Genomic DNA, 22,865 nt, shown 5'->3' on the forward strand with positions numbered 1-22,865 from the left:
GAAGGGTGTTTTGGATTCGATTTCGAATGTCGGAGTGGGGCCGGAAGGTGGCGGATGAGTGTGTCTGCCGGCCCACTTCGGCGGTGTAGAAGGTGTCGTTGAAATGGCATGGATTAAAGTAGCAAATGTAACCGACGTTCCGGTGGGGCACATGCTGTACGTGGACTTGGAGGATGATCCCGTGGCCATCTACCACGCGGAGGATGGCTTTTACGCGACATCTGACACGTGTACGCACGCAGCAGAGTCTCTGTCGCAAGGACGGCTGGATGGGCATATTGTCGCGTGTCCGAAGCACGGAGGAAAGTTCGACATTCGAACCGGAGCGGCTGTCGCCTTTCCGTGTGTGTACGCGCTGCAGACGTACCCGGTAGAGGTGCGTGACGGCGAGGTTTGGATTGACTTTTAGTTCCGCAAGTTGAGATTGCCATCCGCAGCAGGTATGTCAGGAGGGAAGGCCCGTGAAGGTATCGAAGAAAACGGAATACGGGTTGCGAGCTATGGTCGCCATTGCCCTGATGGCCGGGGAAGACCAGCCGGTCCCTCTTCCGACCGTTGCTGAACAGGAGCAAATCCCGGAACAATTCTTAGACCAGATTGTTGCAAAGCTTCGGAAGGCCGGTTTCGTCAAAAGCACTCGGGGCGTCAATGGAGGATATACGCTCAGTCGTCCGGCGGATCAGATCAGCATCGGGTCCTTAGTGCGCGTGTTGGAAGGATCATTGGCGCCCATTGGGTGCGTCAGTGAAGACATGTCGGACATGAGTCAATTCTGTGGGCGGATTCCGGTCTGCCACACGAGAAGTGTCTGGCTCCGCGTCATGGACGCCGTGACCAAGGCGCTAGATTCCATTACCTTGGCCGATGTCATGCACGACGACGTGCTCCTCGATGAGGCGACCGGAGGATAACGTAGGTCGGACAGGGGTTCCTCGAGGGCCTGATGTGTAGCACATGGATTGCGAGATGCAAGCAACATTTCGCCCTGCTACACCACTCTCCTGGAATTTTGTAAATCGCTCAGAGACAAAACAGGACAGTCGAGGGAAGACCTCAACCGTCCTGTTTCTTCATGTGGAAGGGGTATTATTCTTGTGCAAAACCGAGGTCTATCTTTGGCAACGCTTGTATGTTGCGAACGGCTTGATCACGTCTCGCGCACGCCTCTAGATACTTCTCGAAAATACCGCGCAACTTCTCGTGCTGTTCCAGCAGGTTTTCGTCGACGAGCAAATGGTGCTCCACGTTGTCATATGACACGTGGTGACTGGGATTGTATCCGAGATTGCGGATTTCGTTCAGCAGTTCTGACAGAAGGTCATTGACCAGAAAGTGCGATTGAGTCCATTCTTCAGACATCTGCCTGAGATCCATATAGGGCCATCCTTTCCGAACTTGTCGTACTCCCGCGGCCTTCCAAGCGCCCACATCAGAGATGGGTACAAGTATTGGAATGTACAGCCTTGGAGAGAATTTGAAAGTCCCTGTAACCAATAGTATAATCCAAGATGGGTTCACAGCCAAGGAAGCAAGATTCGAGGAGGGATTTCAATGCCGTTAGTGGGATATCCAGCTCCAGACTTCGATATGCTCAGCACGAAGAACTTGAAGACGCTTGACGAACGTGTCAAACTGTCCGACTACAGAGGAAAGTGGTTGGTGATGTTCTTCTATCCAGCAGACTTCACGTTCGTCTGCCCGACAGAAATCATCGCCATGAATGATCGGCTGCAGGAGTTCAAGGACTTGGACGCAGAAGTGCTCGGCGTGAGCTGCGACTCCGTACATAGCCACAAGGCGTGGATTGAAACTCCGAAAGAAAAGAACGGGCTCGGTGGACTGGACTATCCGCTCGCTGCGGACTTCACCAAGGAAGTGGCGCGCAAGTACGACGTCCTGATTGAGAGTGAAGGTGTTGCGCTGCGCGGACTGTTCATTATTGATCCCGAGGGCATCCTCCGTTACCAGGTTGTCCACGACCTGAACATCGGTCGCAGTGTGGACGAAACGCTCCGCGTTCTCGAAGCGCTGCAGGCAGGCGGAATGTGCCCGGCAAACTGGAAGCCTGGCGACAAGCTGTTGCAGAAGTAATTGACTGGTCTTAAGGACACCCGCTGTGAGGAGTGCAGCGGGTGTTTTCCATAAGCACGTGCGAATCCGAAGGGAGTGTCAAGCATATGCCTATGCGATTGGGAACGCCTATGCCGTCACTGGAGGGCGTCACGGAGTGGTGGAACTCGGATGGCGAGCCGAAATTAGATCCAAACAAGGTCACACTCATCCACTTTTGGGCGGTCTCTTGCCACATTTGTCATGAAACGATGAATGACGTCATTGCGATTAAGGACAAATACGCCAAGGACGGCTTGCAGGTTGTGGCGCTTCACATGCCGCGCATGGAGGAAGACACCAACATTGAACGTGTGAAGCACGATGTAGAGGAATACAACATTCGGCAGCCACTCGGCTTGGACCATCAACACACCGTCGCGAATCGCTTTGAAAATGAGTACGTACCCGCGTTCTTCATATTCGGCAAGGATGGAACCCTCAAGTTTCGCGCCGCCGGCGACAAAGGGTTTCAAAAAGTGGAGCCGAAAATTCGCGAGGCACTTGGACTTCCGCCGGAAGAATAAAATACCGACAAGCCGCTCACGCCGTGGGCGGCTTTTATTTCAGCGATGTGCAAAACGCAGGCGACACCTCGTCGTGCTGAACCACTCTAGAGAACTTTTGCAAATCGCTTTATTTATTTTAGCAACATTCAAAACTCAGCGTTGACACGTTTCTTACGTACGGGCTACAATGGCGATAGAGAATGAATGAAAATTCATTCATAAGGGGGGAGGGGCATCGCTACACGACGCGACGAAGCGAAGTACGAGGCGATTCTCGACGCAGCAGTCAAGGTGATGGCGGAATCAGGATACCACCACTCCCAGATCTCTCGCATTGCGAAGGCGGCTGGGGTGGCGGACGGTACTGTCTACCTGTACTTCAAGAACAAGGAAGACGTCCTCGTCTCTTTGCTGCGGAGAGCCATTGGGCAAATCGTGGAGCGTAGTCAATCCGCGCTGGCTCATGCGAAGACTGCTCCCGACAAGTTGCGCGCGTTGGTCTCCCTCTACTTCCAGGAACTTGGGTCTCACCCGGACCTTGCCATGGTTACACAAGTTCACCTACGTCAGGTGGATACAAACATTCGGCGCCACATCGGCGACATCCTGAAACCGTTTTACAACATGCTGGACGAGATTGTTCAGCAAGGCATTGAAGAAGGGGTTTTTCGCGAAACCGTCAACAGGCGGATTGCGAGGCGCATGATCTTCGGTACCATGGACGAAACGGTCACCGCATGGGTGTTGCCTGGCGGCAAATACGACCTGCACGCTTTGGCAGACGACGTCGTTGACGTGTTGCTGCATGGTCTGTGTAAAAACGAGGCATCACGCAGCATTGAAGGAGAGGAGTGCGTTCCATGAATATTCTGGTTTGTTTGAAACAAACGTTTGACACGGAAGAGCGCATTGTGATTGAAAACGGGAAAATCAAAGAAGATGGCGTGAAATTCGTCATCAATCCATATGACGAGTACGCAGTGGAAGAAGCGATTCGACTCCGCGATGAATTGGGCGGACAAGTCACCGTCATCTCTGTTGGGCCGGAACGCGCGGAAGAAGCGTTGCGCACGGCATTGGCCATGGGGGCGGACGAAGCAATTCTCGCAGATGATCCGGCTCTGTTTGGGGACGAGTTTACGGCTGCGAAAGTGCTTGCGGCCATCGTCAAGCAGCATCCGTTTGACCTGATTATCGCAGGCAATCAGGCGGTCGACGACGGTTCTGGTCAGGTCGCCGTGCGCCTGGCAGAGGAACTGGGCATCCCGCACATCTCCACATTGACCAAGCTTGAGGTGAACGGCGACAAGGTCACGGGTCACCGGGACGCGGAAGGTGACGAGGAGATTGTGGAAGCGACACTACCAGTACTCGTTACGGCGCAGCAAGGGTTGAATGAACCGCGCTATCCGTCCTTGATTGGCATCCGCAAAGCGAGCAAGAAACCGCTATCAAAGGTGACGTTGTCGGATCTTGGATTGTCGGCGGAAGACATCCAGCCGAAGACCACCATCACCGAAACGTTCCTGCCAGCGCCGAAGACTGCCGGGAAAATTCTGAGTGGCGATTTGGCGGATCAGGTGAAAGAACTGGTGTCGGCCCTCAAGACGACAGAAAAGGTTATCGGGTAATCGAGATACGGAGGGGAAACACATGGCGAAAAACGTACTGATTCTCGCCGACATACGGCGGCAGAAGTTGCGCAATGTCACTTTCGAAATGCTGGCGGCGGCCAATACCGTTGCGGAAGGTGGGACCGTCTCCGTGGCCGTCCTCGGCAGTGGTGTTGAGTCTCTGGTTGGAGGCTTGGGCGACGCGGGCGCCGACACGGTGTATCTGGTGGATGCCCCAGAACTGGCAAACTACACGCCGAATGCGTACAAGAAGGCATTTATGGAAGCCGTGCGCGATGCGAATCCAGATATTATCTTCATGGCGCACTCCGCTGTAGGGAAAGACCTAGCTCCTGTGATTGCCACGCGGCTCGGTGCCGGGCAGGTCTCCGACATTGTGGCATTGGAAGGCAGCGGCGACAACCTGACGTTTACCCGTCCGATTTATGCGGGGAAAGCGTTCACCAAAGTCCAGGTCACGGAAGGTAAGGTCATCGCGACCGTTCGTCCGAACAACTTGCCCCCTGCCGAAGGTAGCTTCGGAAAAGCAGGAACTGTCAAGAATCTGGCAGTTTCCTTCGAAGCACAGGACTTGTCCACGATGGTGAAGGAAATCATTCAAAAGGCGAGCACGGGCGTCGACCTGTCGGAAGCGAAGATTATCGTGTCCGGTGGTCGCGGTGTCAAGAGCGCCGACGGCTTCAAGCCGTTGCAGGAACTGGCAGACGTACTCGGTGCGGCGGTCGGGGCGTCGCGTGGCGCATGTGACGCGGGGTACTGCGACTATGCGCTGCAAATCGGCCAGACTGGCAAGGTTGTCACGCCCGATTTGTACATCGCCTGCGGTATCTCTGGTGCCATTCAGCACTTGGCTGGGATGTCCAACTCGAAAGTCATCGTGGCCATCAACAAAGATCCAGAAGCGCCGATTTTCCAGATTGCAGATTACGGCATTGTTGGCGACTTGTTCGAAGTGGTACCGATGCTTACGGTGGAAGTGAAGAAGGCGCTAGCATAGTCGCTGTCACACGAGGTCAGTCGGGAAGAGGAAAGAGCAGAACCGCCCCACCAGCAGTGCGTTGGTTGGGGCGGTTTCATGTGCTCATGTGAGCCACTTGTAAATTCCACGAATTCGTCGATATTTTGCAAATCGCTGATGGAATTACTGACTGATACCGATGTTGAACGTTTGAGAAGGTGCCAGTGCAACCGACGTCGGGCGTGCGTCCTTCGGTTGGATGTAGAAGGTCAAAAAGGCTACAACGACGGCGATAATGACGAAGACTACCAGAGTCGCTCTCATGTACGTAAACTCCTTTCCACGGGTTGGGACGTGTCGGCCAATCGCTCCATCTATTGTAGCAAAAAGCAACATCCATCGCACAATCGCGGGTAGACTTGATGTCGTGGCGCGCCAACCAGTACACTGGGGGTACCTACGAAAGGTTGAGCAGACGCGATGAATCGGTCGCCAGAACGAGGGATGAAAAATGCAAAAGTATGATCCGCTAGACTGGATTCACCAGTGGGACAATTACGAAATGATGCTGTATGCACGAGACGAGGCGGAGGGCGATCCCGGTATCTTCATGCAGGTGTCGCGCAAAACGAACGTCGGCGGTGCGGAAGAGTGGGAAATCGTCTACGACAGAAAGCTCGATGAGCTGTTTGCGGTGGACGCAGAGCCGGGCACGGATGAATGGCAGGAAAAGATCCTCCGAACGTACCTGAACGACCATCCGAGTCTCGTTGCGGACGAAAAGCGGTACCTGGAGCAGTTTGAAAACGGGGCGTCTGACACGTAAGGAAATCCGAAGTTGCAACTTGTGGAGAGGGTGAGGAGAGTGGCCAAGAAACGAAAAACCACTCGCACGGCTGACGAGATCCAGGATAAACCGGACTACGCGGCAGACTGGTTCCGACCCAAACCAAAGCCAGAAAAGTCGAAGGTGGACGATGCGGCGAAACTCAGTGTGGAAGATCGGCTGTCTGGCGGGACCGTCGCCAAATTAGCGGAACTCAAAGCCAAAATGGAGTCGGATGCGCAAGCACATGAGGAAGGCCAGGCCGGGAAAAGGGCCGCACGGAAACATTCTTCGCCAGCGCGTCCAGCTGACCCGGACGATGAATCCAAATCGTTTGCAGAACTGTTTGATCCGCAAGAGGAAGAGACGGACAACTTCGAGGACCTTTTGAATGAATCGAAGCTCGACTGGCGGTCGTTTAAGGAATGAGTGGACACACAGTGATCCGCTGGTGCGTCGTGACAGAGGACAGGATTGGCATGGTCCGCGACATCGTGGGTGCCATCGCTTGTCTAAACGGGGATGTGGAAGCGATGGAAGTGGTCGCGAAGGTGCTCTACATTCGCTTTCGCGTTCCGCACGAAGCCATCCACCCGGTCCGCGAGCGCGTACTGGGAGTGTCCGGTGTACAGAGCGTCATGGACGTGGAGAAGTTGCCTTTTGAGGCAGACGAGGCTCGGCTCGTGTTGCGCGTCATGAATCAGGAAGACGCGCAGTCGGACCTTTCATTTGCCAACCTCGTGTACCAAAGCAAGGGCATGGAGCAGGTGGTGCAGATGGCCAAAGCCGCCGCGCACAGCCCGCTGCCTGTGTTGATCTGCGGAGAGAGTGGTACAGGCAAGGAATTGATTGCACGAGCCGTGCACAACGCCTCGGGGCGGCGCGGACGCCGATTTGTGCCTGTCAACTGCGCTGCAATTCCTGACGCGCTCATGGAAAGTGAAATGTTCGGCTATGTCGACGGCGCGTTTTCAGGCGCGGCGAAGGGAGGCCGTCCTGGGCTGTTTGAAGTCGCTGACGGAGGCACGCTGTTCCTGGATGAGGTCGGGGAGCTAAATCCGACCGTGCAGGCGAAATTGTTGCGCGCCCTCAACGACGGTGAAATTCGCCGTGTGGGAGCCACCACAGCCGTGCACGTGGATGTCCGCATCATCGCTGCGACGAACCGCGACATTCACCAATTGGTCAAGACCGGACAGTTTCGCGAGGACCTCTTTTATCGCTTGCACGTGATCCCCTTGTTCATCCCGCCGCTCCGTGAACGACGTGAAGATATCCTCCCACTGGCCCGTCACTTCCTGGAGAAGATGTCGAGAAAATTGGATCGTACTCTTTCCCTCACAGCAGCTGCCGAACAGCGCCTCTTGACGTATGATTTTCCCGGCAACGTCCGAGAACTTCAAAACCTCATGGAACGGGCGAGTTACCTTGTGACGGACGAACCCATGGATGTTCCACACCTCTGGCTGCAGCCTCCATCTGAGACCAAACTCCAAGTCGTCAACCATACAGGAACCCTGAAGGAACAAGTTCGGCAGTTCGAACAGCGCGTGATTGAGCAAGCCGTGCGAGAGTGTGGCAGTCTGCGTGCTGCCGCCAAGCGGCTCGGCGTGACACATACGACGTTGTCCAACAAACAGAAGCGATTCAAGCCAGATGGAAACCGGCCTCGGAGTGGCTAAAAAAGTTTCCACGCTGGTCAAATGATTCGCCAGTCTCCCTTTTGGAGTGCCGATGCCTACTCGTGTATATCCCGCCGAAAGCGCATTTCCACAACGATTTTTCGGTTGGCACGCCACTTGCATGTACCGTGGTGAAGAACGGCATACACCGAGTTGTGTACAAGGGGGATGTGGTCATGCGCGAGAAGCTACTCACGAAGTTGGTGCATCTACCGGATTGCGACGGTCACGCGGAATTGCTCGGGAGCGTCACACCGCCGCTGTTCCAGACCTCCACGTTTGTCTTTGATTCTGCAGAACAAGGCGGGCGTCGGTTCGCTGGGGGTGAAAGCGGATACATTTATACCCGTCTGCGAAATCCGACGGTGCGGTTGTGGGAAGAAGCGGTGGCAGAGTTGGAGGGCGCCGAGGAAGGACTTGCATTCGCCACGGGGATGGCGGCTATCTCCGCCGTGCTGATGGGGCTCGTCAGCAGTGGGGATCACGTGGTGGTTTCACGCGGGATCTACGGGTGTACGTACGGGCTGCTGACGATGCTGGAGCGGAAGTTTGGCGTCACACACACCCTGGCTGGGCTTGCGGACGAGGCAGCCGTCAAATCCGCCGCCCAACCGAACACCAAGGTGATGTACGTGGAGACACCGGCCAATCCAACCATGGAACTGGTGGACATCGCTGCGTGCGCCCGGGTGGCGCACGAAATCGGAGCGATGCTCGTCGTGGATAACACGTTTGCTACACCGGTTTTACAGAGGCCGTTGGAGCTCGGCGCCGATATTGTTGTGCACAGCGCAACGAAGTACCTCGGCGGTCACGGAGACGTGGTATTGGGCATTGCGTGCGGACGAAAGGACGTACTCGACGAGATCCGGGTGACGACGCAGAAGGACATGGGTGGAACGGCGGCACCTTTTGACGCCTGGTTGGTACTGCGCGGCATGAAGACGTTGGCGTTACGCATGCGGCAGCACGTGGAAAACGCGATGGTGATTGCAGACAAACTATCGAAGCACGAAGCGGTCTCTGCCGTATACTTTCCTGGCTTGCTCAATTTTCCGCAGCGAGAACTGTACTTGCGGCAAATGTCCGGGCCCGGGGGTGTGATAGGCTTTATCGTCCGCGGTGGCGTGGAAGCGGGCGTCCGATTCATGAATGCGTTGCGACTGTGCAAACGCGCAGTATCGCTCGGAGAGGTCCACACCCTGGTGCAACATCCGGCCAGTATGACGCATTCGCCCGTTCCCGCCGAGCTTCGGTACCAGATGGGCATTGACGACGGCCTGATACGCCTTGCTGTCGGAATCGAAGATGGAGAAGACATCTGGTCAGACTTGAACCAGGCACTCGTGTGCTCGCAGCAGCCGGTTCGCGCTTCATCGACGATGGCATGAGGTGACACCTGCGCGCATATCGTAAAGATGCGGTTGGCGGAATTGTTTGCATTCTGCTGAATCTAAACGCTGGAGAACTCATCCAAGAAAAGAAATCTTCTCCGGAGTTCTCACATTGCAAGAAAGTGGGAAGGAGGAACGACCATGCACAAGAACGTGTGGCTCACTGTCCCCACGCAGGGGCGGATTCGCTCTGTCTTTGGGACTGTCGGCGTGCGTCCGCGCGCAACAACTGCATGGCGTGTCCCGCGGCGGCGTGTTGGGCAGGAAGCTCGACCGTAACCGAAAACCCTGCCGCGGGCAATGGGCCCGTGGCGAGAAATAGACTCATTTCAGCCATGGCGAGCCCATGGCTTTTATGTTTGACGGCATGCCCTGCAGCCGACAGACAGAAAGTTCGCCAGTCTCTCAACCATTGAATTTCAATGACGTAACGCGTCTGTCCTACCAGGGCAGGGTTGGAGGGAGATCTTTGGATACACAAACCGATGTACAGTCACAGGTTGCGGAGGTAGGGCAGGTTCACGCTGCTCAACCGGCCTGGATCCCAACGGGCCCGCCGGTCATCCACTGCAAGCACGTGTACAAACGATTCTACGAAAACGCGGAGCCGGGTGATGACGTCGTTCGGCGCGGCTGGTTGAAGCAGCGCAAGCGCGAGGTCACGGCGGTCCATGACGTGACGTTTGACGTCTCCAAAGGCGAAGTGCTCGGGATTTTGGGTGCGAACGGATCCGGCAAATCCACCTTGATTCGACTCATTTCCACCCTGTTGTTTCCAGATGAAGGCGTGGTGGAAGTATTTGGTCTGGACGTCGTCAAACACCCACACGAGATTCGCCGCCGAATTAACCGAGTGTCCGTGGAAGCGTCCTTTTTCAAGAAGCTGTCGGCGATGGAAAACTTGATGTTTGCCGGGCGTTTGTACGGATTGCAGCCCGCTGAAATCAGAAAACGGGCTGGCGCGATTTTGGAGCGGCTCGGCTTCACACAGAGCAAGATGACGGCGTCTCTAGAAAATATGTCGCGTGGGCAACAACAGAAGGTCTCCATTGCGAGGGCGTTCATGACCAGTCCTGAACTGCTGTTGCTTGACGAACCGACAACCGGCCTCGATCCGAAATCTCGACGCGACGTCCAGGACTTCGTGGAAGAGATCATTGTTGAGCGACAGACCACCATCATCCTGACCACGCACGACATGCCGGAAGCAGAGCGGTTGTGCGACAGGGTGGCGATTTTGGACGGTGGGCGATTGGTGGCGTTGGATACACCGGAGGCTTTGAAGCGGCTCGCTGGACCGAACGTAAAGACGTTTGAAGACGTGTTCTTCGCCTTTGTGGGGAAGGACTGGAAGGAAGTGATGGCAGATGAGGACCCTGCCTAATCCGAGTCCGGTTGCGGAAGTTCGAACCATGTACGCATTTGTCGAGCGCAATTTTCGCCTGGCGAAGAGGTACCTGTCGTGGGAAGTTGTACACATTTTCTATAGCATTATCAACGCGATGACCATCGGTCTGATTGGATTTACATCGCCGGCCAAAGATAGAGCGGAGACCACCTTGTACCTGGTCATCGGTGCACTGTTGTGGGGATATCTGTCGATTCTCTTCGACGAAGTCGCCAATTCCATCAGCTACGAGCGGTGGGAGGGCACCATCGAATACACGTTTATGGCCCCCATCCGGCGACTGACACACTTGCTGGGAACGTGTTTATACGGTGTGGCGTACGGCATGGTTCGGACACTGATTGTCCTCGCGGCCATTGCCTGGTTTTTTCACTTGCCACTCTCGCACGCCAATGTTCTCGGTGCGATTCTGGTGCTGGTTGTCTCCAGTTTGAGTTTCATGGGACTCGGGCTCATTGCGGCAGTTTTGCCGCTGCTGTCGACGGAACGCGGCGCTCAGGCCACCCACATCATCCAGGGTGTCATTCTGCTCATCTCCGGCATTTACTACCCGGTGAGCGTGTTGCCGCACTGGGTACAGTGGCTGTCGTGGTTGTCACCGGCGACGTATGCCTTGAGCATGTCGCGTGCGGCGCTTCTAAACAACGCGGGACTATCCACGTTGTGGCTTTCCTTGCTGGAACTTACGGCCATCGGCGTGATTCTGGTGCCGATTGGACTCGGCATTTTCGTCGCAGCGGAGCGATTCGCGATGAGAACGGGACGTCTGAAGCGCAACGGTTGATGACGCTCCCGCGGTTGTGGGCCATTACCCATTGACCTTGATGTCGACGCACAGGTACAATGGTCGCACACACAAGTGTGACTGTTCTGTCAGGGAGTAGATGACCTTGCGTCGACAATCGTACCGACAAAGGTATGGCATCCATATTCATACACGCATGCTACGAGGGTGACCGGAGTATCCGGTCACCCTTTCTTATGCTAAAGCACTAGCACGATGTGGTGATATGCAATGTACCAACGAGCGATAGAAGAGCGATACACAGATGGGGGATGGAATGGAGTGAAAAAAGAAGTGTTGCTGAACGGGGAGCATTTGACCCGGTCCGAGTGGCTCAGCGTGGTACGTCATCGCGTTCCGTGCAAAGTCACCGACGAGGCATGGCAGAAAGTACACGCGAGTCGTTGCAAAATTGAGGAACAGGTGCAACAAGGGAAGATTGTTTACGGAGTGACCACCGGATTTGGAAAGCTGAGTGATGTTGTCATTGACCAGAGCGACGTAGAGCAACTGCAGGTCAACCTGTTGCGGTCTCACGCTGTGGGAGTCGGGGAGCCGTTTCCCACGGAGGTTGTCCGGGGAATGCTTTTGCTGCGTGCAAACGCGTTGGCCAAAGGGTATTCCGGGATCCGACCGCAGACGTTACAGTTGCTGGTTGATTTGCTGAACAAGGGCATTCATCCGGTGATTCCCTCACAGGGTTCCCTCGGAGCCAGTGGCGATCTCGCCCCTTTGGCCCACATGGCCCTCGTCCTGATTGGGGAGGGGAAGGCCGAGTATCAAGGTCGTATTCTGCCAGGAGGCGAAGCACTGCGCGCTGCTGGGCTGCAGCCGGTGCGGCTGGAGGCGAAAGAGGGACTGGCCCTGATCAACGGCACGCAGGCCATGACCAGCGTTGGGTTGCTCGCCCTGTCTGAGGCAGAGCGCGTTGGGTTGGCAGCGGATGCCGCGCTGTGTCTGACCATGGAAGCTCTGCGCGGCGTCATTTCCGCTTTCCATCCGGACCTCCTGCACACCCGCCCTCACCCGGAGCAAGAGCAGGTAGCGAATCGGGTGCGTACGTGGCTTGCTGACAGCCGCAGAGTGACTCGTCAAGGGGAACTCCGCGTACAAGACGCGTATTCCCTCCGCTGCGCGCCGCAGGTCCACGGCGCGTCCTGGCAGGCTTTCGGCCACGTGGAGCGCATTCTCGAGGTGGAGATGAACTCGGCGACGGATAACCCCATCATCTTGCCCTCCGGAGACATCTTGTCGGGCGGACAGTTTCACGGGCAACCGGTGGCCATTGCCATGGACTTCTTGAAGATTGGTGTGTCGGAGTGGGCGAACATATCCGAGCGCCGCATCGAGCGGCTGGTCAACCCACAGTTGAGCGGACTGTCTCCGTTTCTCTCGAATGACCCTGGGCTACAGTCTGGCCTCATGATTGTCCAATACGTGGCCGCGGCTCTCGTGAGTGAGAACAAGGTTCTCGCACATCCAGCGAGCGTCGACTCCATTCCGTCTTCCGCCAATCAGGAGGATCACGTGAGCATGGGCACCATCGCGGCCCGCCAGTTGCGACAAATGGTTCACAACGCGGTGAGGGTCATTGCGATGGAGATGATCTGCGCATCCCAAGCCATTTACCTCGAGCAAGCAGAAAGTGAAGTGTCGTCGAAGTCGCGCGAAAGGCTGGCGTGGATTCGCAGCATGGTTCCGCCACTTCGCGAGGATGCCTCGGTGAGTGAGGAGATTGAAAAACTGGCACATGCGCTACTGACAGACGATGTTTGGATGTAATCGCCGCTCGATGCTTACGGTGTGGTCACACTTCAGCTCCGGCAAACTCCTGCCGTAGTTGGTACTTCAACACCTTCCCCGATGCGTTGCGGGGGATGGGTCTGAGCAGCAACTTACGAGGAATTTTGTAATCCGCAATGAGTGGCTGACAGTGCTCTCGTAGTCCCTTCAGTGTGAGTGTAGCGCCAGGGTGGAGGTGAACAATCGCTGTCACCGTCTCCCCGTAGTCCGGGTGAGGCACTCCAATCACGGCGCAATCTGCCACGCTGGGGTGCGTGAGGACGGCGTTCTCCACTTCGACGGAGTACACATTCATGCCGCCCGTGATGATCATGTCCTTCTTTCTATCCACCAGGGTGATGAGGCCGTGTTCGTCCACAGTGGCTAAATCTCCCGTGAGCAGCCAACCGTCCCGGATGGCCTGGCGGGTGGCTTCAGGGTTGTTCCAATACCCCTTCATGAGCGTTTCTCCCCGTAGCACGAGTTCGCCGACCTCACCTGGCGCCACGTCCTTAAACGCTGGATTCACCACGCGCGCCTCCGTATTTAGAATGGGACGGCCAGCGGCTCCGGGGTGCCGACGGAGCTCTTCGCCGCCCAGAAACACGCCGCCGGGCCCCATTTCCGTCAGCCCCGCGAGGTTGTACAGCACCAGATGGGGGAGGGCTTCGGAGAGCGCTGTCACAGTCGAAGGTGGCATCGGGGCCGCACCGAACATCCCCACCCGCCAAGCGGAGAGATCCAATTGTTGCAACAGTGGCTCGCGAAGCATGAACTGGTACATCGTCGGCACTCCGAAAAACGCGGTAATCCGGTGTGACGCCAACATTTTCAGTACCTTGGTCGGGTGAAATTCTCGCAGCACCACATGAGTAGCGGCCATATACGTGCCACCCATCAAGAACAGGTCCAGTTCTGCAGAGTGATACAGTGGGGCCACATGAAGTAGACTGTCCCCTTCTCGCAAGCCGACGCCGATGGAAATATTCAATCCCGTCCAAATCACTCTGTGGTGGTCTAGCAGTACGCCCTTGGGACGGCCAGTGGTCCCAGAGGTGTAGAGGATCTGTGCATCGTCCTCCTCTCGAACGAGGACTTCGGGCGGTTCCGGATTTTCACACAGGAGCGCCGTGGACAGGTTCGGCCTATCGTCATGTGGAGACAGGCAAAAGCTTTGAACGTCGGTGGATTCGGTAGCCGACTGTACAACAGTGACAAGGCTCGGGTCGTACAGAATCAAACGCGCGCCGCTGTCCTCGAGTTGATAGGCCAATTCGGGCGCGGTCAGGCGGACATTGGTGGGAACCACAATCGTCCCCAGCTTCAGCAGGGCGTAGTAGGCGATGATGAAATGGTCACTGTTGGGCGACATCAAGGCCACCCGGTCGCCTTTGTGGACGCCGAGGCGGGCGATGGCGTGGGCGGCTCGGTTGACGGTCGCGTCTAAATCCGCATACGTGTACCGCTTGTCTTCAAACACCAATGCTGTCCTATCCGGTACCCGACGCGCATTGCGCTCGAGAATTTGACCAATGCTTGGCATACGTTGGCCTCCCTTTGGACTGCGTGGAGCGTCTTTCGGTCCGTCAGTGGTTGAAAGATATTACGGATTCACCTGTAGGTAGTCTCGGTATTGCTCTCGCAGACTTCGCTTCATAAACTTTCCTACCGAAGTCTTAGGAATCTCTTGAAGAAAAATGACGTCGTCCGGAAGCCACCACTTGGCGAATTTCCCTGCAATGAAGCTGAGGAGGTCCTGTTTGTCGACGGTCTGACCTTCCTTGAGCACGACAAAGGCCAGTGGACGTTCGTCCCACTTGGGATGCGGAACGCCCACCACGGCTGCCTCAAAGACTGCTGGGTGGGCCATCAGCGCGTTTTCCAGGTCCACGGAGGAAATCCACTCGCCACCGCTCTTGACCAGGTCCTTGGCCCGATCCACCAAGCGGACGAACCCTTCGCTGTCCACGGTGGCCACGTCACCCGTGTGCAGCCAGCCGTAGACAAACGTGTCCTTGGTGCGCTCGTCGTTGTGGTAGCCATCCGCAATCCAAGGTCCTCGCAGCAGCAGCTCACCCATTTGCTGACCATCCCAGGGGACGTCTTCGCGACCGTTGTGCAGGCGCATCTCAAGCCCTGGAACCAACAGGCCTTGGGTGGCCCGAATGGCTAAACGCTCATCTTCTGGTTGTGCCTGTTGATAGCTTTTGAGCCGGGAGAAGGTGGCCAGGGGGCTCGTTTCCGTCATGCCGTAGGCGTGGACAAACGGGATTCCGTGCTGTTCCTCATACGCCCGAATGAGCGCCGGCGGTGCAGAAGATCCACCGCACAATGCCATGCGCAGCGGTACTTTGCGCGGGTGTGCATCCAATTCCTTGAGCACGCCCAGCCAAACCGTGGGGACCCCAGCGGCAAAAGTCACGCCTTCCTCCGTCATGAGGTCGAGTAGAATGGCTGGCGTCGGCGCCGGTCCGGGCAGAACGATGTCGGCGCCGAACCACACGGCGGCAAATGGCAAGCCCCAGGCGTTGGCGTGGAACATTGGGACAATCGGGAGCACTGTGTCGTTCTCGGACAAACCGGCGGTATTGGCAAGCCCCAGCGCCATGCTGTGGAGGTAAATGCCCCGATGGGAGTAGGTGACCCCCTTGGGGTTGCCCGTGGTTGCCGAGGTGTAGCACATGCCCATGGGGGCGTTTTCGTCCAGGTCTGTTGGATAAACAAAGTCATGATTTGTGTCGGCGAGGAGTGCTTCATAACTGTAGGCTGGCTGCAGCGGACTCGCGGAGATATCCACCGTATCTTCCAGAATCACGTAAGCGCGGACGCTGCTCAGCTGGTCGCGGATGGGTTCGAGCAAAGGCAGCAACCCGGCATCCACCAGCAGAACCTTGTCCTCTGCGTGGTTGACGATGTACGCAATTTGATCCGGGGCCAGGCGGATGTTGATGGTGTGCAGCACGGCTCCCATGCATGGGATGGCGAAATAGGCTTCTAAATGTCGGTGGTCGTTCCAGGCAAACGTACCGACTTTGTCTCCAGGTTGCACGCCCAACTGCGCTAGGGCTGCGGATAGGCGGCGAGTACGGTCGCCAAACTCCGCATAGGTGTAGCGGAAAAGACCATCGCGTGTGCGGGATATGATGTGCTTTTTCGGATAGTAGGTTTGGGCGTATTCAAATAGGTGTCGTAGTAATAGCGGTGTGTTCATCATGGGACCATGCCTCCTCAGAAGAGCCGTTCAGGAAAACGCTTTCAAAAACTGTGGAAGATGGCGCTTGTCCATCTTGCCGATGCTTTTTTTGGTTAGCAATCATACCATAATTCTGAGTATTTCATCTATACTATATCCGAGGCCGGCTAGTAGGTCTACGGGTTCCAAGAAGCACGTAGGATGCAGCGAGAAGAACGACAGGAGGAGGGACCGCAGTGTTGCTCACAGGCGTCAAAGTGGTTGATTTCACCCCTTTGCTGCCGGGGCCATACGCCAGCTTGCGACTGGCTGACCTCGGTGCGGAAGTGGTCAAGGTGGAGCCGCCCGGAGGAGATCCGGCTCGTTACATAGGGCTCAACAGCGCGGGGGCCGGCGTTGTCTTTTTGGCAAACAACCGCAACAAGACCAGTGTTGTGTTGGATTTGAAAACGGCTTCCGGCCAATCCGAAGCGATGGCGTTGGTAGAGAGTGCGGATGTGGTTCTGGAAGGATTCCGCCCAGGCGTGGCGGATCGCCTCGGCATCGGGTATGAGGCCGTTCGTCGTGTGAATCCGCGGATTGTGTACTGTTCTCTCACCGGGTACGGGCAAATGAGTCCGCTGGCGGATATGGCCGGTCACGACCTGAACTACATGGCTACGAGCGGCATGTTAGCGCAGTTTCGCGATGCAGAGGGTCGACCGGTGGTTCCCAAGGTACAGTTGGCAGATCTCCTCGGTGGTGTGGTGGCGTCTGAAGCCATTCTCGCGGCGTTGCTGCATCGAGAGCGGACTGGGGAGGGGCGGTACCTCGATGTTGCCATGACCGACGCTCTGATGGGACTGCTCACGATGCACGCGCTCATTGACGCAGTGAATGGGTACCCATGGGGTGTTCAGGAACTAGGGGGCGGGCTGGTCTGTTACAACCTATACAGGACACGGGATGGACGGATGGTTTCCTTGGGGGCTCTTGAGCCGAAGTTTTGGGAGGCGTTCTGTGCAGGCGTCAAGCGTCCTGACTGGGTGCAAGCCCAGTTCACACCGGCGACTTTGGAGAATCCGGTGTTTCGCGAAGTCACGGACCTATTTGCACAGCGCAGCCTTGCGGAATGGACCCAGTTTGGACAGCAGGTGGACTGCTGCCTGCAACCGGTGTTGGAAGTGAATGAGGCTTTTGCCAGCGACTATGCAAAGGCCAGAGGCATGGTTTGGGACGCAGAGACGCCCACCTGGGGAACCCTCCGCCAAGTGCACACCCACGCTGGTGGAAGTCGGGAGCCCGGGCAGCGTCCGCGCTGCTCAGAACCTCCACGGTTGGACAGTCACCGCGAAGTGACAAAGTTGGATGTCACGCAAAGCTAAGTCCATGGTTGTGCTGTACCAAACGACCGGTTGGTTCGAGGATTGTCAACAGTGCTCTAGTATGGCTGACGAAAGACCCGGACTTGAATCCGGGCGTGCGGTGTTCGTCGGTTCCCTGTGAAAGCGGATTCTTGCTTTCGCCTGGGGGTTCCGGGCTAGAAAACACGTGGAGCACGCATGGAGGAGGTAGACACTTTGTTTGAAGCCGTGATTGTGGATGCAGTACGCACACCGATAGGCCGGCGCAATGGGGGTTTAGCTCTGGTGCACCCGGTGGACCTTTTGGCGGGTTTGCTTCGACAATTGCTGGACAGAAACTGTCTGGAACCAGCTCTGGTAGACGACGTCATTGTCGGATGTGTGGATCAGATTGGTGAACAGGCTGCCAACATCGCACGCAACGCCTGGCTTTCGGCGGGACTGCCAGAGTCGGTGCCGGCTGTGACCCTGGACCGACAGTGTGGATCCAGCCTGCAAGCACTGCACTTTGCTGCCCAGGGCGTCATGTCAGGAGCATACGACATTGCCATTGCAGCCGGTGTTGAGTCGATGACGCGGGTACCGATGTTGAGTACAGTCGGCGTGCACGGTTTTCCCATGACGCAGGCCATGCAGGAGCGGTACCGGATGGATCAGTGGAATCGGCACTTCTTCGACCAGGCTTTGGGTGCGGAAATGATTGCGAAGCAGTGGGGGTTGACCCGAGAAGAGCTGGACCGATTCGGACTGCGCAGTCACCGACTGGCTGCCGCGGCTCGAGAGCGGGGCAGCTTTTTGCGGGAAATTGTGCCGGTTCAGGTACCCGCGGCGGAGGGGGCACAGGAATTTCGGGTGTTTTCCCAGGACGAAGGCGTTCGGCCAGACACCAGTCTGGAAAAGATGGCTGGATTGGCGCCGGCCTTCCCTGACCTCGAGCTCATCACCGCGGGGAACGCCAGTCAGATTTCGGACGGCGCCAGTGGCGTATTAGTGATGCGCAGAGAGGTGGCGGACAGGCTCGGGTTGCGTGCGCGAGCTCGGTTTGTCTCCTTTGCCGTGGTCGGTGTGGATCCAGTGACCATGTTGACCGGGCCAATTCCTGCGACCCAAAAGGCCTTGGACAGGGCCGGTATGAAAGTCGAGGACATTGACTTGTTCGAGGTGAACGAGGCCTTCGCTTCGGTCGTACTGGCCTGGCAGAAGGAGATTGGCGCGTCTTTTGACAAGGTCAACGTACACGGCGGCGCCATTGCCTTGGGACATCCGCTTGGGGCGACGGGTACGCGTATTACGTCCACGCTGTTAGGCGCCTTGGAAGAGCGAGATGCCCGCTTTGGATTGATAGCCATTTGCGAAGGCGGCGGCATGGCCAATGCCACGATTCTCGAGCGAATTTCACAGTAAACACGAACGCTGATGGATGATCCCGCGATGGCCGTGTCAGCCGAACATGAAAAGAAACGGAGATAGAGGGAGCGAGAGGTATGGAACTGCAGAACAAAACGTTTGTCGTGACCGGTGGCGGATCCGGTTTGGGCGCCGCGACGGCTCGCGTGTTTGCTGAAGCTGGGGCCCACGTGGTTGTGTTTGACGTACAGGAAGAGGCAGGCCAGCGTGTAGCTGAGGAAATCGGAGGGCGATATGTACGCGTCGACGTGACGTCGGATGAGGATGTGAAACATGGCGTCGCCGAAGCGGCTGCCGCCTATGGTGGACTGCACGGAGCAGTGAACTGTGCGGGCATCGGGGTGGCGGCCAAGGTGCTCGGCAAGCAGGGCCCCCATTCGCTGGACGCCTTTTCCCGCGTGATCCAAGTGAACCTGATTGGCACCTTCAACGTGATTCGGTGGGTGGCAGCTGTCGCCGCCGAGGGGCAACCCAATGCGGACGGAGAACGTGGAGTCATTGTCAACACCGCCTCTGTGGCCGCTTTCGAGGGACAAATCGGGCAGGCTGCTTACTCGGCTTCCAAAGGTGGCGTCGTCGGCATGACGCTGCCCATCGCCAGGGAACTGGCGCAGTACGGCATCCGCGTGGTCGCCATTGCACCGGGCATTTTTGATACCCCCATGCTCGGACAGCTTCCGGAAGCGGTCCGCCAATCACTGGGTGCCCAGGTTCCGTTTCCTTCTCGACTGGGTCAACCGCGAGAATATGGGTTGTTGGCACGGCACATCGTGGAGAACCCCATGATCAACGGTGAGGTCATCCGCTTGGACGGGGCCATCCGGATGGCTCCGCGTTGACGACTCTGGAAGCGAGTATGTAGAGGAAAGGCTGCGATTCTGCCGGGGCCGACTCCATACGAGGGCCCCGGCCCGTGGTAAAGGAGAGGACCATGTTGCGACACTTGTACCTCACAGCGGAGCACGAGCTGTTCCGGCGTTCGCTGCGCCGATTTCTCGAGAAGGAAGCGAAACCCTTCTTTGAACAGTGGGAGCGAGAACGGAAGATCCCAAAAGCATTCTGGAGGAAAATGGGGGAGCAAGGATTTCTCTGTCCAATGGTTCCGGAGGAATACGGGGGCGCCGGCGTCGACTTCGGGTATTCGGTCGTGGTGAACGAGGAACTCGAGCGCATCGGTTCCGGTATGGTTGGCATCGGTCTACACAACGACATTGTGGTACCGTACTTGGTGAGCTACGGCAGTGAGGAACAGAAGCAACGGTGGTTACCGAAATGTGTGACAGGCGAAACCATCACCGCGATTGCTATGACGGAGCCAGGAGCTGGGTCGGACCTGGCTGGCGTCCGCACGACGGCCATCCGCGACGGAGACGCGTACATCTTGAACGGCCAAAAGACATTTATCACGAATGGCATCCAGGCGGGATTGGTCGTGGTTGTCTGCAAGACGGATCCGAACGCTCATCCTCCCCACAACGGGATGAGTCTGCTGGTGGTGGAGGAAGGGACGCCCGGGTTTACGCGTGGCCGCCAGTTGGAGAAAATCGGTCAACACAGCCAGGATACCGCAGAGTTATTTTTTGACGACTGCCGCGTTCCCGCGTCCAACCTACTGGGACAGGAAGGCATGGGATTCCATTATCTGATGGAAAAGCTGCAACAGGAGCGCTTGCTCGTGGCGATTGCAGCCCAGGTGGCCATGGAAGAATCACTTTGTATCACCAAGGACTATGTGCAACAGCGCAAAGCGTTTGGCCAACCCATCAGCAAGTTTCAGAACACCCGCTTCAAAATGGCGGAAATGGCGACACAGGTGGCCGTGAGCCGCGCCTTTCTCGACCAGTTGATTGCCCGACATATCGCCGGAGAGGACATTGTCACTGAGGTGTCCATGGCCAAGTGGTGGTCCACAGACGTGGCCAAGCACGTGATTGCTGAATGCTTGCAGTTGCACGGGGGCTACGGCTACATGGAAGAATACGAAATCGCCCGTCGGTACCGGGACATCGCAGTCATGTCCATCTATGCCGGCACGAACGAGATCATGAAAACCATCATCGCCAAGAACTTGGGCTTGTAGGGGAAATCATTGTGTACCAACCTCTACAGGCGGGTTTGCCGTGGAACCACCGGGGAGCGGACCTTAGTCCGCTCTTTCGTCGTGTGGTAGCGGGGGCAAGCCCTGACCTTGAAGGGAAGCGGAATTGCGCTGCGGATGGGGAACACCGTACCCATGGCCTGCACCTGCATTCGCACCGCCATTTCGAAATCTCGGCACGGTCTCGGATAATCGGAACACATCCAGCGCGTGTTCGAGCGCTTCCGGTGGAATGCCCAATTGGATGCCTGCCTCTTTCAACCCGATGTTCTGCGCGAGGGCGTGCTTGACGACCTTCGACGCTGTATCGTATCCGACTTCCGTGTTGAGGGCCGTTGCCAGTGACAACGTATGTTCGGCATACGCCTTGCACCGCTGTTCGTCTGCCCGAATTCCGTTCACACACTTGTCCGTGAAGACGTTCACAGCATTCGTGAGGATTTGGATTTCGTGCAGGAAATTGGCCGCCATGATGGGCATCATCACGTTCAGTTCGAGTTGTCCACCGCCTCCGGCCTGGGCCACTGTGGTATCGCACCCGATGACTTGATATGCCACCATGTTGAGCATCTCGGCCATGACAGGGTTGACCTTTCCGGGCATAATGGATGACCCCGGCTGCACCGCAGGCAGCTCAATTTCCGCGAGTCCAGTTCTGGGACCGGAAGACAACAGCCGTAGGTCATTGGCGATTCTCTGCAATGCCAGCGCCAAATTGCGCAGGGTCCCACTCACCCACACGACTTCGTCCGGGTTCTGGTTGAACGTAAATGGATTGTCCGCCGGTCGGAACGCTAGACCCGTGTACGCCGCAACGAACTCCACCGCCGTTTGCGAAAAGCCGGGCGGGGTGTTAATCCCCGTTCCTACAGCGTTGCCCCCGAAGCCAATCGACAGTAAGTTGCTTGCCGCAGCCTCCAACCACTTTCGGTGCCTGCGGATGTTCTCCGCGTACGCTGAAAATTCATCGCCAAGCCGCATCGGTACGGCGTCCTGGAGGTGCGTCCGGCCTGCCTTCACTACGTTTCGGAATTCGGCTCCTTTGGCTGATAACGCTTGCTCGAGCCGAGCGAGGGCAGGGTCCAGCTGATGTGCGAGCAGTTCCATGCCCGCGATGTTCATGGCGACGTGGATGGTGTCGTTGGTAGACTGAGACATGTTGACGTCGTCATTCGGGTGTACCAGGGTGGTGTCACCTAACGCGCCGCCCAGCCATTCGGCAGCTCTCGACGCAATCACTTCGTTCGCGTTCATGTTCTGGGAGGTCCCTGCACCAGCCTGATAGATGTCTACCACAAACCACTCATTCAATTTGCCAGCTATCACTTCTTCCGCTGCTGCACAAATGGCTTGTGCTTTACGGGGATCCATGACGCCCAGTTGTTCGTGTGCCTTGGCCGCCGCCCACTTCACAATACCCTGTGCGCGAATGAATGCGTGTGGCAACCGCAATCCGCTGATGGGGAAGTTGTCGACAGCGCGCGCGGTTTGCGCACCGAAGTATGCGTTTGCGGGTATTTGCAACTCGCCCAGCGAGTCTCGAACGATTCGGGTTGAGTTCATCATGAACGTCGCTTCCCTTCGATATCCGAGTTGTATGGCAACGTTTTCCTTACCTCTTCCAGTATAGCTCACGCAGGCTTGGGTATTCACCGAACGCAATCAGTTGAATACCCCATGGGGGTACTGTACAATAAGTCCAAGTCACCACCGGACATCGTGACGACCTGAATGAGAG

The 22,865-nt window shown here is 56.8% G+C and carries 24 protein-coding genes; 19 read left to right on the forward strand and 5 right to left on the reverse strand.

Translation table 11 applies throughout. The features are described 5' to 3' along the window. The first annotated feature begins 58 nt into the window (after positions 1-58). Together YWK_RS0101405 and YWK_RS0101410 are read left to right on the forward strand one after the other, a co-directional pair. Entirely contained in the window at positions 59-409 is a 351-nt protein-coding gene (locus YWK_RS0101405) for a non-heme iron oxygenase ferredoxin subunit (protein ID WP_245578471.1), read from the forward strand. 52 nt (positions 410-461) lie between these two features. Beyond that, positions 462-911, forward strand: a complete 450-nt coding sequence (locus YWK_RS0101410; RefSeq protein WP_026963379.1) for an RrF2 family transcriptional regulator — start codon at positions 462-464, stop codon at positions 909-911. A gap of 175 nt (positions 912-1,086) precedes the next feature. Here the strand turns inward: YWK_RS0101410 and YWK_RS0101415 are convergent, their stop codons facing one another. Beyond that, positions 1,087-1,374, reverse strand: coding sequence for a hypothetical protein (locus YWK_RS0101415; protein WP_026963380.1), 288 nt, complete (start codon positions 1,372-1,374; stop codon positions 1,087-1,089). A gap of 177 nt (positions 1,375-1,551) precedes the next feature. Between YWK_RS0101415 and YWK_RS0101420 the strand changes: the two genes are divergently transcribed. From YWK_RS0101420 to YWK_RS0101440, 5 genes are all read left to right on the forward strand, one after another. Next, positions 1,552-2,091: a peroxiredoxin gene (locus YWK_RS0101420; protein WP_026963381.1), complete on the forward strand. Its 540-nt coding sequence runs from the start codon at positions 1,552-1,554 to the stop codon at positions 2,089-2,091. Between the two features lie 86 nt (positions 2,092-2,177). Then, positions 2,178-2,636, forward strand: a complete 459-nt coding sequence (locus YWK_RS0101425) for a TlpA family protein disulfide reductase (RefSeq protein ID WP_051374940.1) — start codon at positions 2,178-2,180, stop codon at positions 2,634-2,636. 216 nt (positions 2,637-2,852) lie between these two features. Next, positions 2,853-3,482 carry a fatty acid metabolism transcriptional regulator FadR gene (locus tag YWK_RS17770; RefSeq protein ID WP_342664225.1) on the forward strand — a complete coding sequence of 210 codons (630 nt, stop codon included), beginning with the start codon at positions 2,853-2,855 and terminating at the stop codon, positions 3,480-3,482. After that, positions 3,479-4,249: an electron transfer flavoprotein subunit beta/FixA family protein gene (locus tag YWK_RS0101435; protein WP_026963383.1), complete on the forward strand. Its 771-nt coding sequence runs from the start codon at positions 3,479-3,481 to the stop codon at positions 4,247-4,249. Before YWK_RS17770 ends, YWK_RS0101435 begins: the two co-directional genes overlap by 4 nt. A 22-nt stretch (positions 4,250-4,271) precedes the next feature. Further along, the gene (locus YWK_RS0101440; RefSeq protein WP_026963384.1) at positions 4,272-5,249 is read left to right on the forward strand and encodes an electron transfer flavoprotein subunit alpha/FixB family protein; all 978 of its coding nucleotides are present in this window, start codon (positions 4,272-4,274) and stop codon (positions 5,247-5,249) included. A gap of 144 nt (positions 5,250-5,393) precedes the next feature. Here YWK_RS0101440 and YWK_RS21735 read toward each other — a convergent pair whose 3' ends face one another. Continuing rightward, positions 5,394-5,534, reverse strand: a complete 141-nt coding sequence (locus tag YWK_RS21735; protein WP_156908996.1) for a hypothetical protein — start codon at positions 5,532-5,534, stop codon at positions 5,394-5,396. 187 nt (positions 5,535-5,721) lie between these two features. Between YWK_RS21735 and YWK_RS0101450 the strand changes: the two genes are divergently transcribed. The 8 genes from YWK_RS0101450 (at position 5,722) to hutH (ending at position 13,086) form a co-directional block, all read left to right on the forward strand. Next, a complete protein-coding gene (locus YWK_RS0101450) occupies positions 5,722-6,036 on the forward strand; it encodes a hypothetical protein (RefSeq protein ID WP_026963385.1) in 315 nt (104 codons plus the stop codon). Positions 6,037-6,075: 39 nt separating this feature from the next. Then, on the forward strand, positions 6,076-6,465 hold the full coding sequence (locus YWK_RS0101455; RefSeq protein ID WP_026963386.1) for a hypothetical protein: 390 nt from the start codon (positions 6,076-6,078) through the stop codon (positions 6,463-6,465). Then, positions 6,462-7,718, forward strand: coding sequence for a sigma-54 interaction domain-containing protein (locus tag YWK_RS0101460; protein ID WP_084453383.1), 1,257 nt, complete (start codon positions 6,462-6,464; stop codon positions 7,716-7,718). The genes YWK_RS0101455 and YWK_RS0101460 overlap by 4 nt, the downstream gene beginning before the upstream one ends. A 176-nt stretch (positions 7,719-7,894) precedes the next feature. Next, positions 7,895-9,109 carry a trans-sulfuration enzyme family protein gene (locus YWK_RS0101465; RefSeq protein ID WP_026963388.1) on the forward strand — a complete coding sequence of 405 codons (1,215 nt, stop codon included), beginning with the start codon at positions 7,895-7,897 and terminating at the stop codon, positions 9,107-9,109. Positions 9,110-9,253: 144 nt separating this feature from the next. Then, complete coding sequence (locus YWK_RS21740) at positions 9,254-9,391, forward strand: hypothetical protein (protein ID WP_156908997.1); 138 nt, start codon at positions 9,254-9,256, stop codon at positions 9,389-9,391. A 190-nt stretch (positions 9,392-9,581) separates the two neighbouring features. Next, the gene (locus YWK_RS17775; RefSeq protein ID WP_211231362.1) at positions 9,582-10,496 is read left to right on the forward strand and encodes an ABC transporter ATP-binding protein; all 915 of its coding nucleotides are present in this window, start codon (positions 9,582-9,584) and stop codon (positions 10,494-10,496) included. Then, the gene (locus YWK_RS0101480) at positions 10,480-11,304 is read left to right on the forward strand and encodes an ABC transporter permease (protein ID WP_035465669.1); all 825 of its coding nucleotides are present in this window, start codon (positions 10,480-10,482) and stop codon (positions 11,302-11,304) included. The genes YWK_RS17775 and YWK_RS0101480 overlap by 17 nt, the downstream gene beginning before the upstream one ends. A gap of 282 nt (positions 11,305-11,586) precedes the next feature. After that, the gene (gene hutH, locus YWK_RS0101485; protein ID WP_026963390.1) at positions 11,587-13,086 is read left to right on the forward strand and encodes a histidine ammonia-lyase; all 1,500 of its coding nucleotides are present in this window, start codon (positions 11,587-11,589) and stop codon (positions 13,084-13,086) included. A 25-nt stretch (positions 13,087-13,111) separates the two neighbouring features. Here the strand turns inward: hutH and YWK_RS0101490 are convergent, their stop codons facing one another. Both YWK_RS0101490 and YWK_RS0101495 read right to left on the reverse strand, forming a co-directional pair. Beyond that, positions 13,112-14,629: a class I adenylate-forming enzyme family protein gene (locus YWK_RS0101490; RefSeq protein ID WP_026963391.1), complete on the reverse strand. Its 1,518-nt coding sequence runs from the start codon at positions 14,627-14,629 to the stop codon at positions 13,112-13,114. Between the two features lie 60 nt (positions 14,630-14,689). Continuing rightward, positions 14,690-16,300 (reverse strand): long-chain fatty acid--CoA ligase, encoded by a 1,611-nt coding sequence (locus tag YWK_RS0101495; RefSeq protein WP_026963392.1) that lies wholly within the window; start codon positions 16,298-16,300, stop codon positions 14,690-14,692. Positions 16,301-16,515: 215 nt separating this feature from the next. On the opposite strand from YWK_RS0101495, the gene YWK_RS17780 reads away from it, so the two are divergent. The 4 genes from YWK_RS17780 to YWK_RS0101515 all read left to right on the forward strand — a co-directional run bounded on the left by YWK_RS17780 (position 16,516) and on the right by YWK_RS0101515 (position 21,109). Further along, positions 16,516-17,643, forward strand: a complete 1,128-nt coding sequence (locus tag YWK_RS17780) for a CaiB/BaiF CoA transferase family protein (protein ID WP_084453384.1) — start codon at positions 16,516-16,518, stop codon at positions 17,641-17,643. Between the two features lie 195 nt (positions 17,644-17,838). Then, positions 17,839-19,026 (forward strand): thiolase family protein, encoded by a 1,188-nt coding sequence (locus tag YWK_RS0101505; protein ID WP_026963393.1) that lies wholly within the window; start codon positions 17,839-17,841, stop codon positions 19,024-19,026. An 80-nt stretch (positions 19,027-19,106) separates the two neighbouring features. Next, positions 19,107-19,868, forward strand: a complete 762-nt coding sequence (locus YWK_RS0101510; protein ID WP_026963394.1) for a 3-hydroxyacyl-CoA dehydrogenase — start codon at positions 19,107-19,109, stop codon at positions 19,866-19,868. Between the two features lie 92 nt (positions 19,869-19,960). Then, positions 19,961-21,109: an acyl-CoA dehydrogenase family protein gene (locus tag YWK_RS0101515; RefSeq protein WP_035465670.1), complete on the forward strand. Its 1,149-nt coding sequence runs from the start codon at positions 19,961-19,963 to the stop codon at positions 21,107-21,109. 63 nt (positions 21,110-21,172) lie between these two features. Here YWK_RS0101515 and YWK_RS17785 read toward each other — a convergent pair whose 3' ends face one another. Beyond that, on the reverse strand, positions 21,173-22,693 hold the full coding sequence (locus tag YWK_RS17785) for a class II fumarate hydratase (protein ID WP_156908999.1): 1,521 nt from the start codon (positions 22,691-22,693) through the stop codon (positions 21,173-21,175). Positions 22,694-22,865: the final 172 nt, after the last annotated feature.

It is taken from the genome of Alicyclobacillus pomorum DSM 14955 (genome assembly GCF_000472905.1).
GTDB classification, from domain to species: Bacteria; Bacillota; Bacilli; order Alicyclobacillales; family Alicyclobacillaceae; genus Alicyclobacillus_A; species Alicyclobacillus_A pomorum.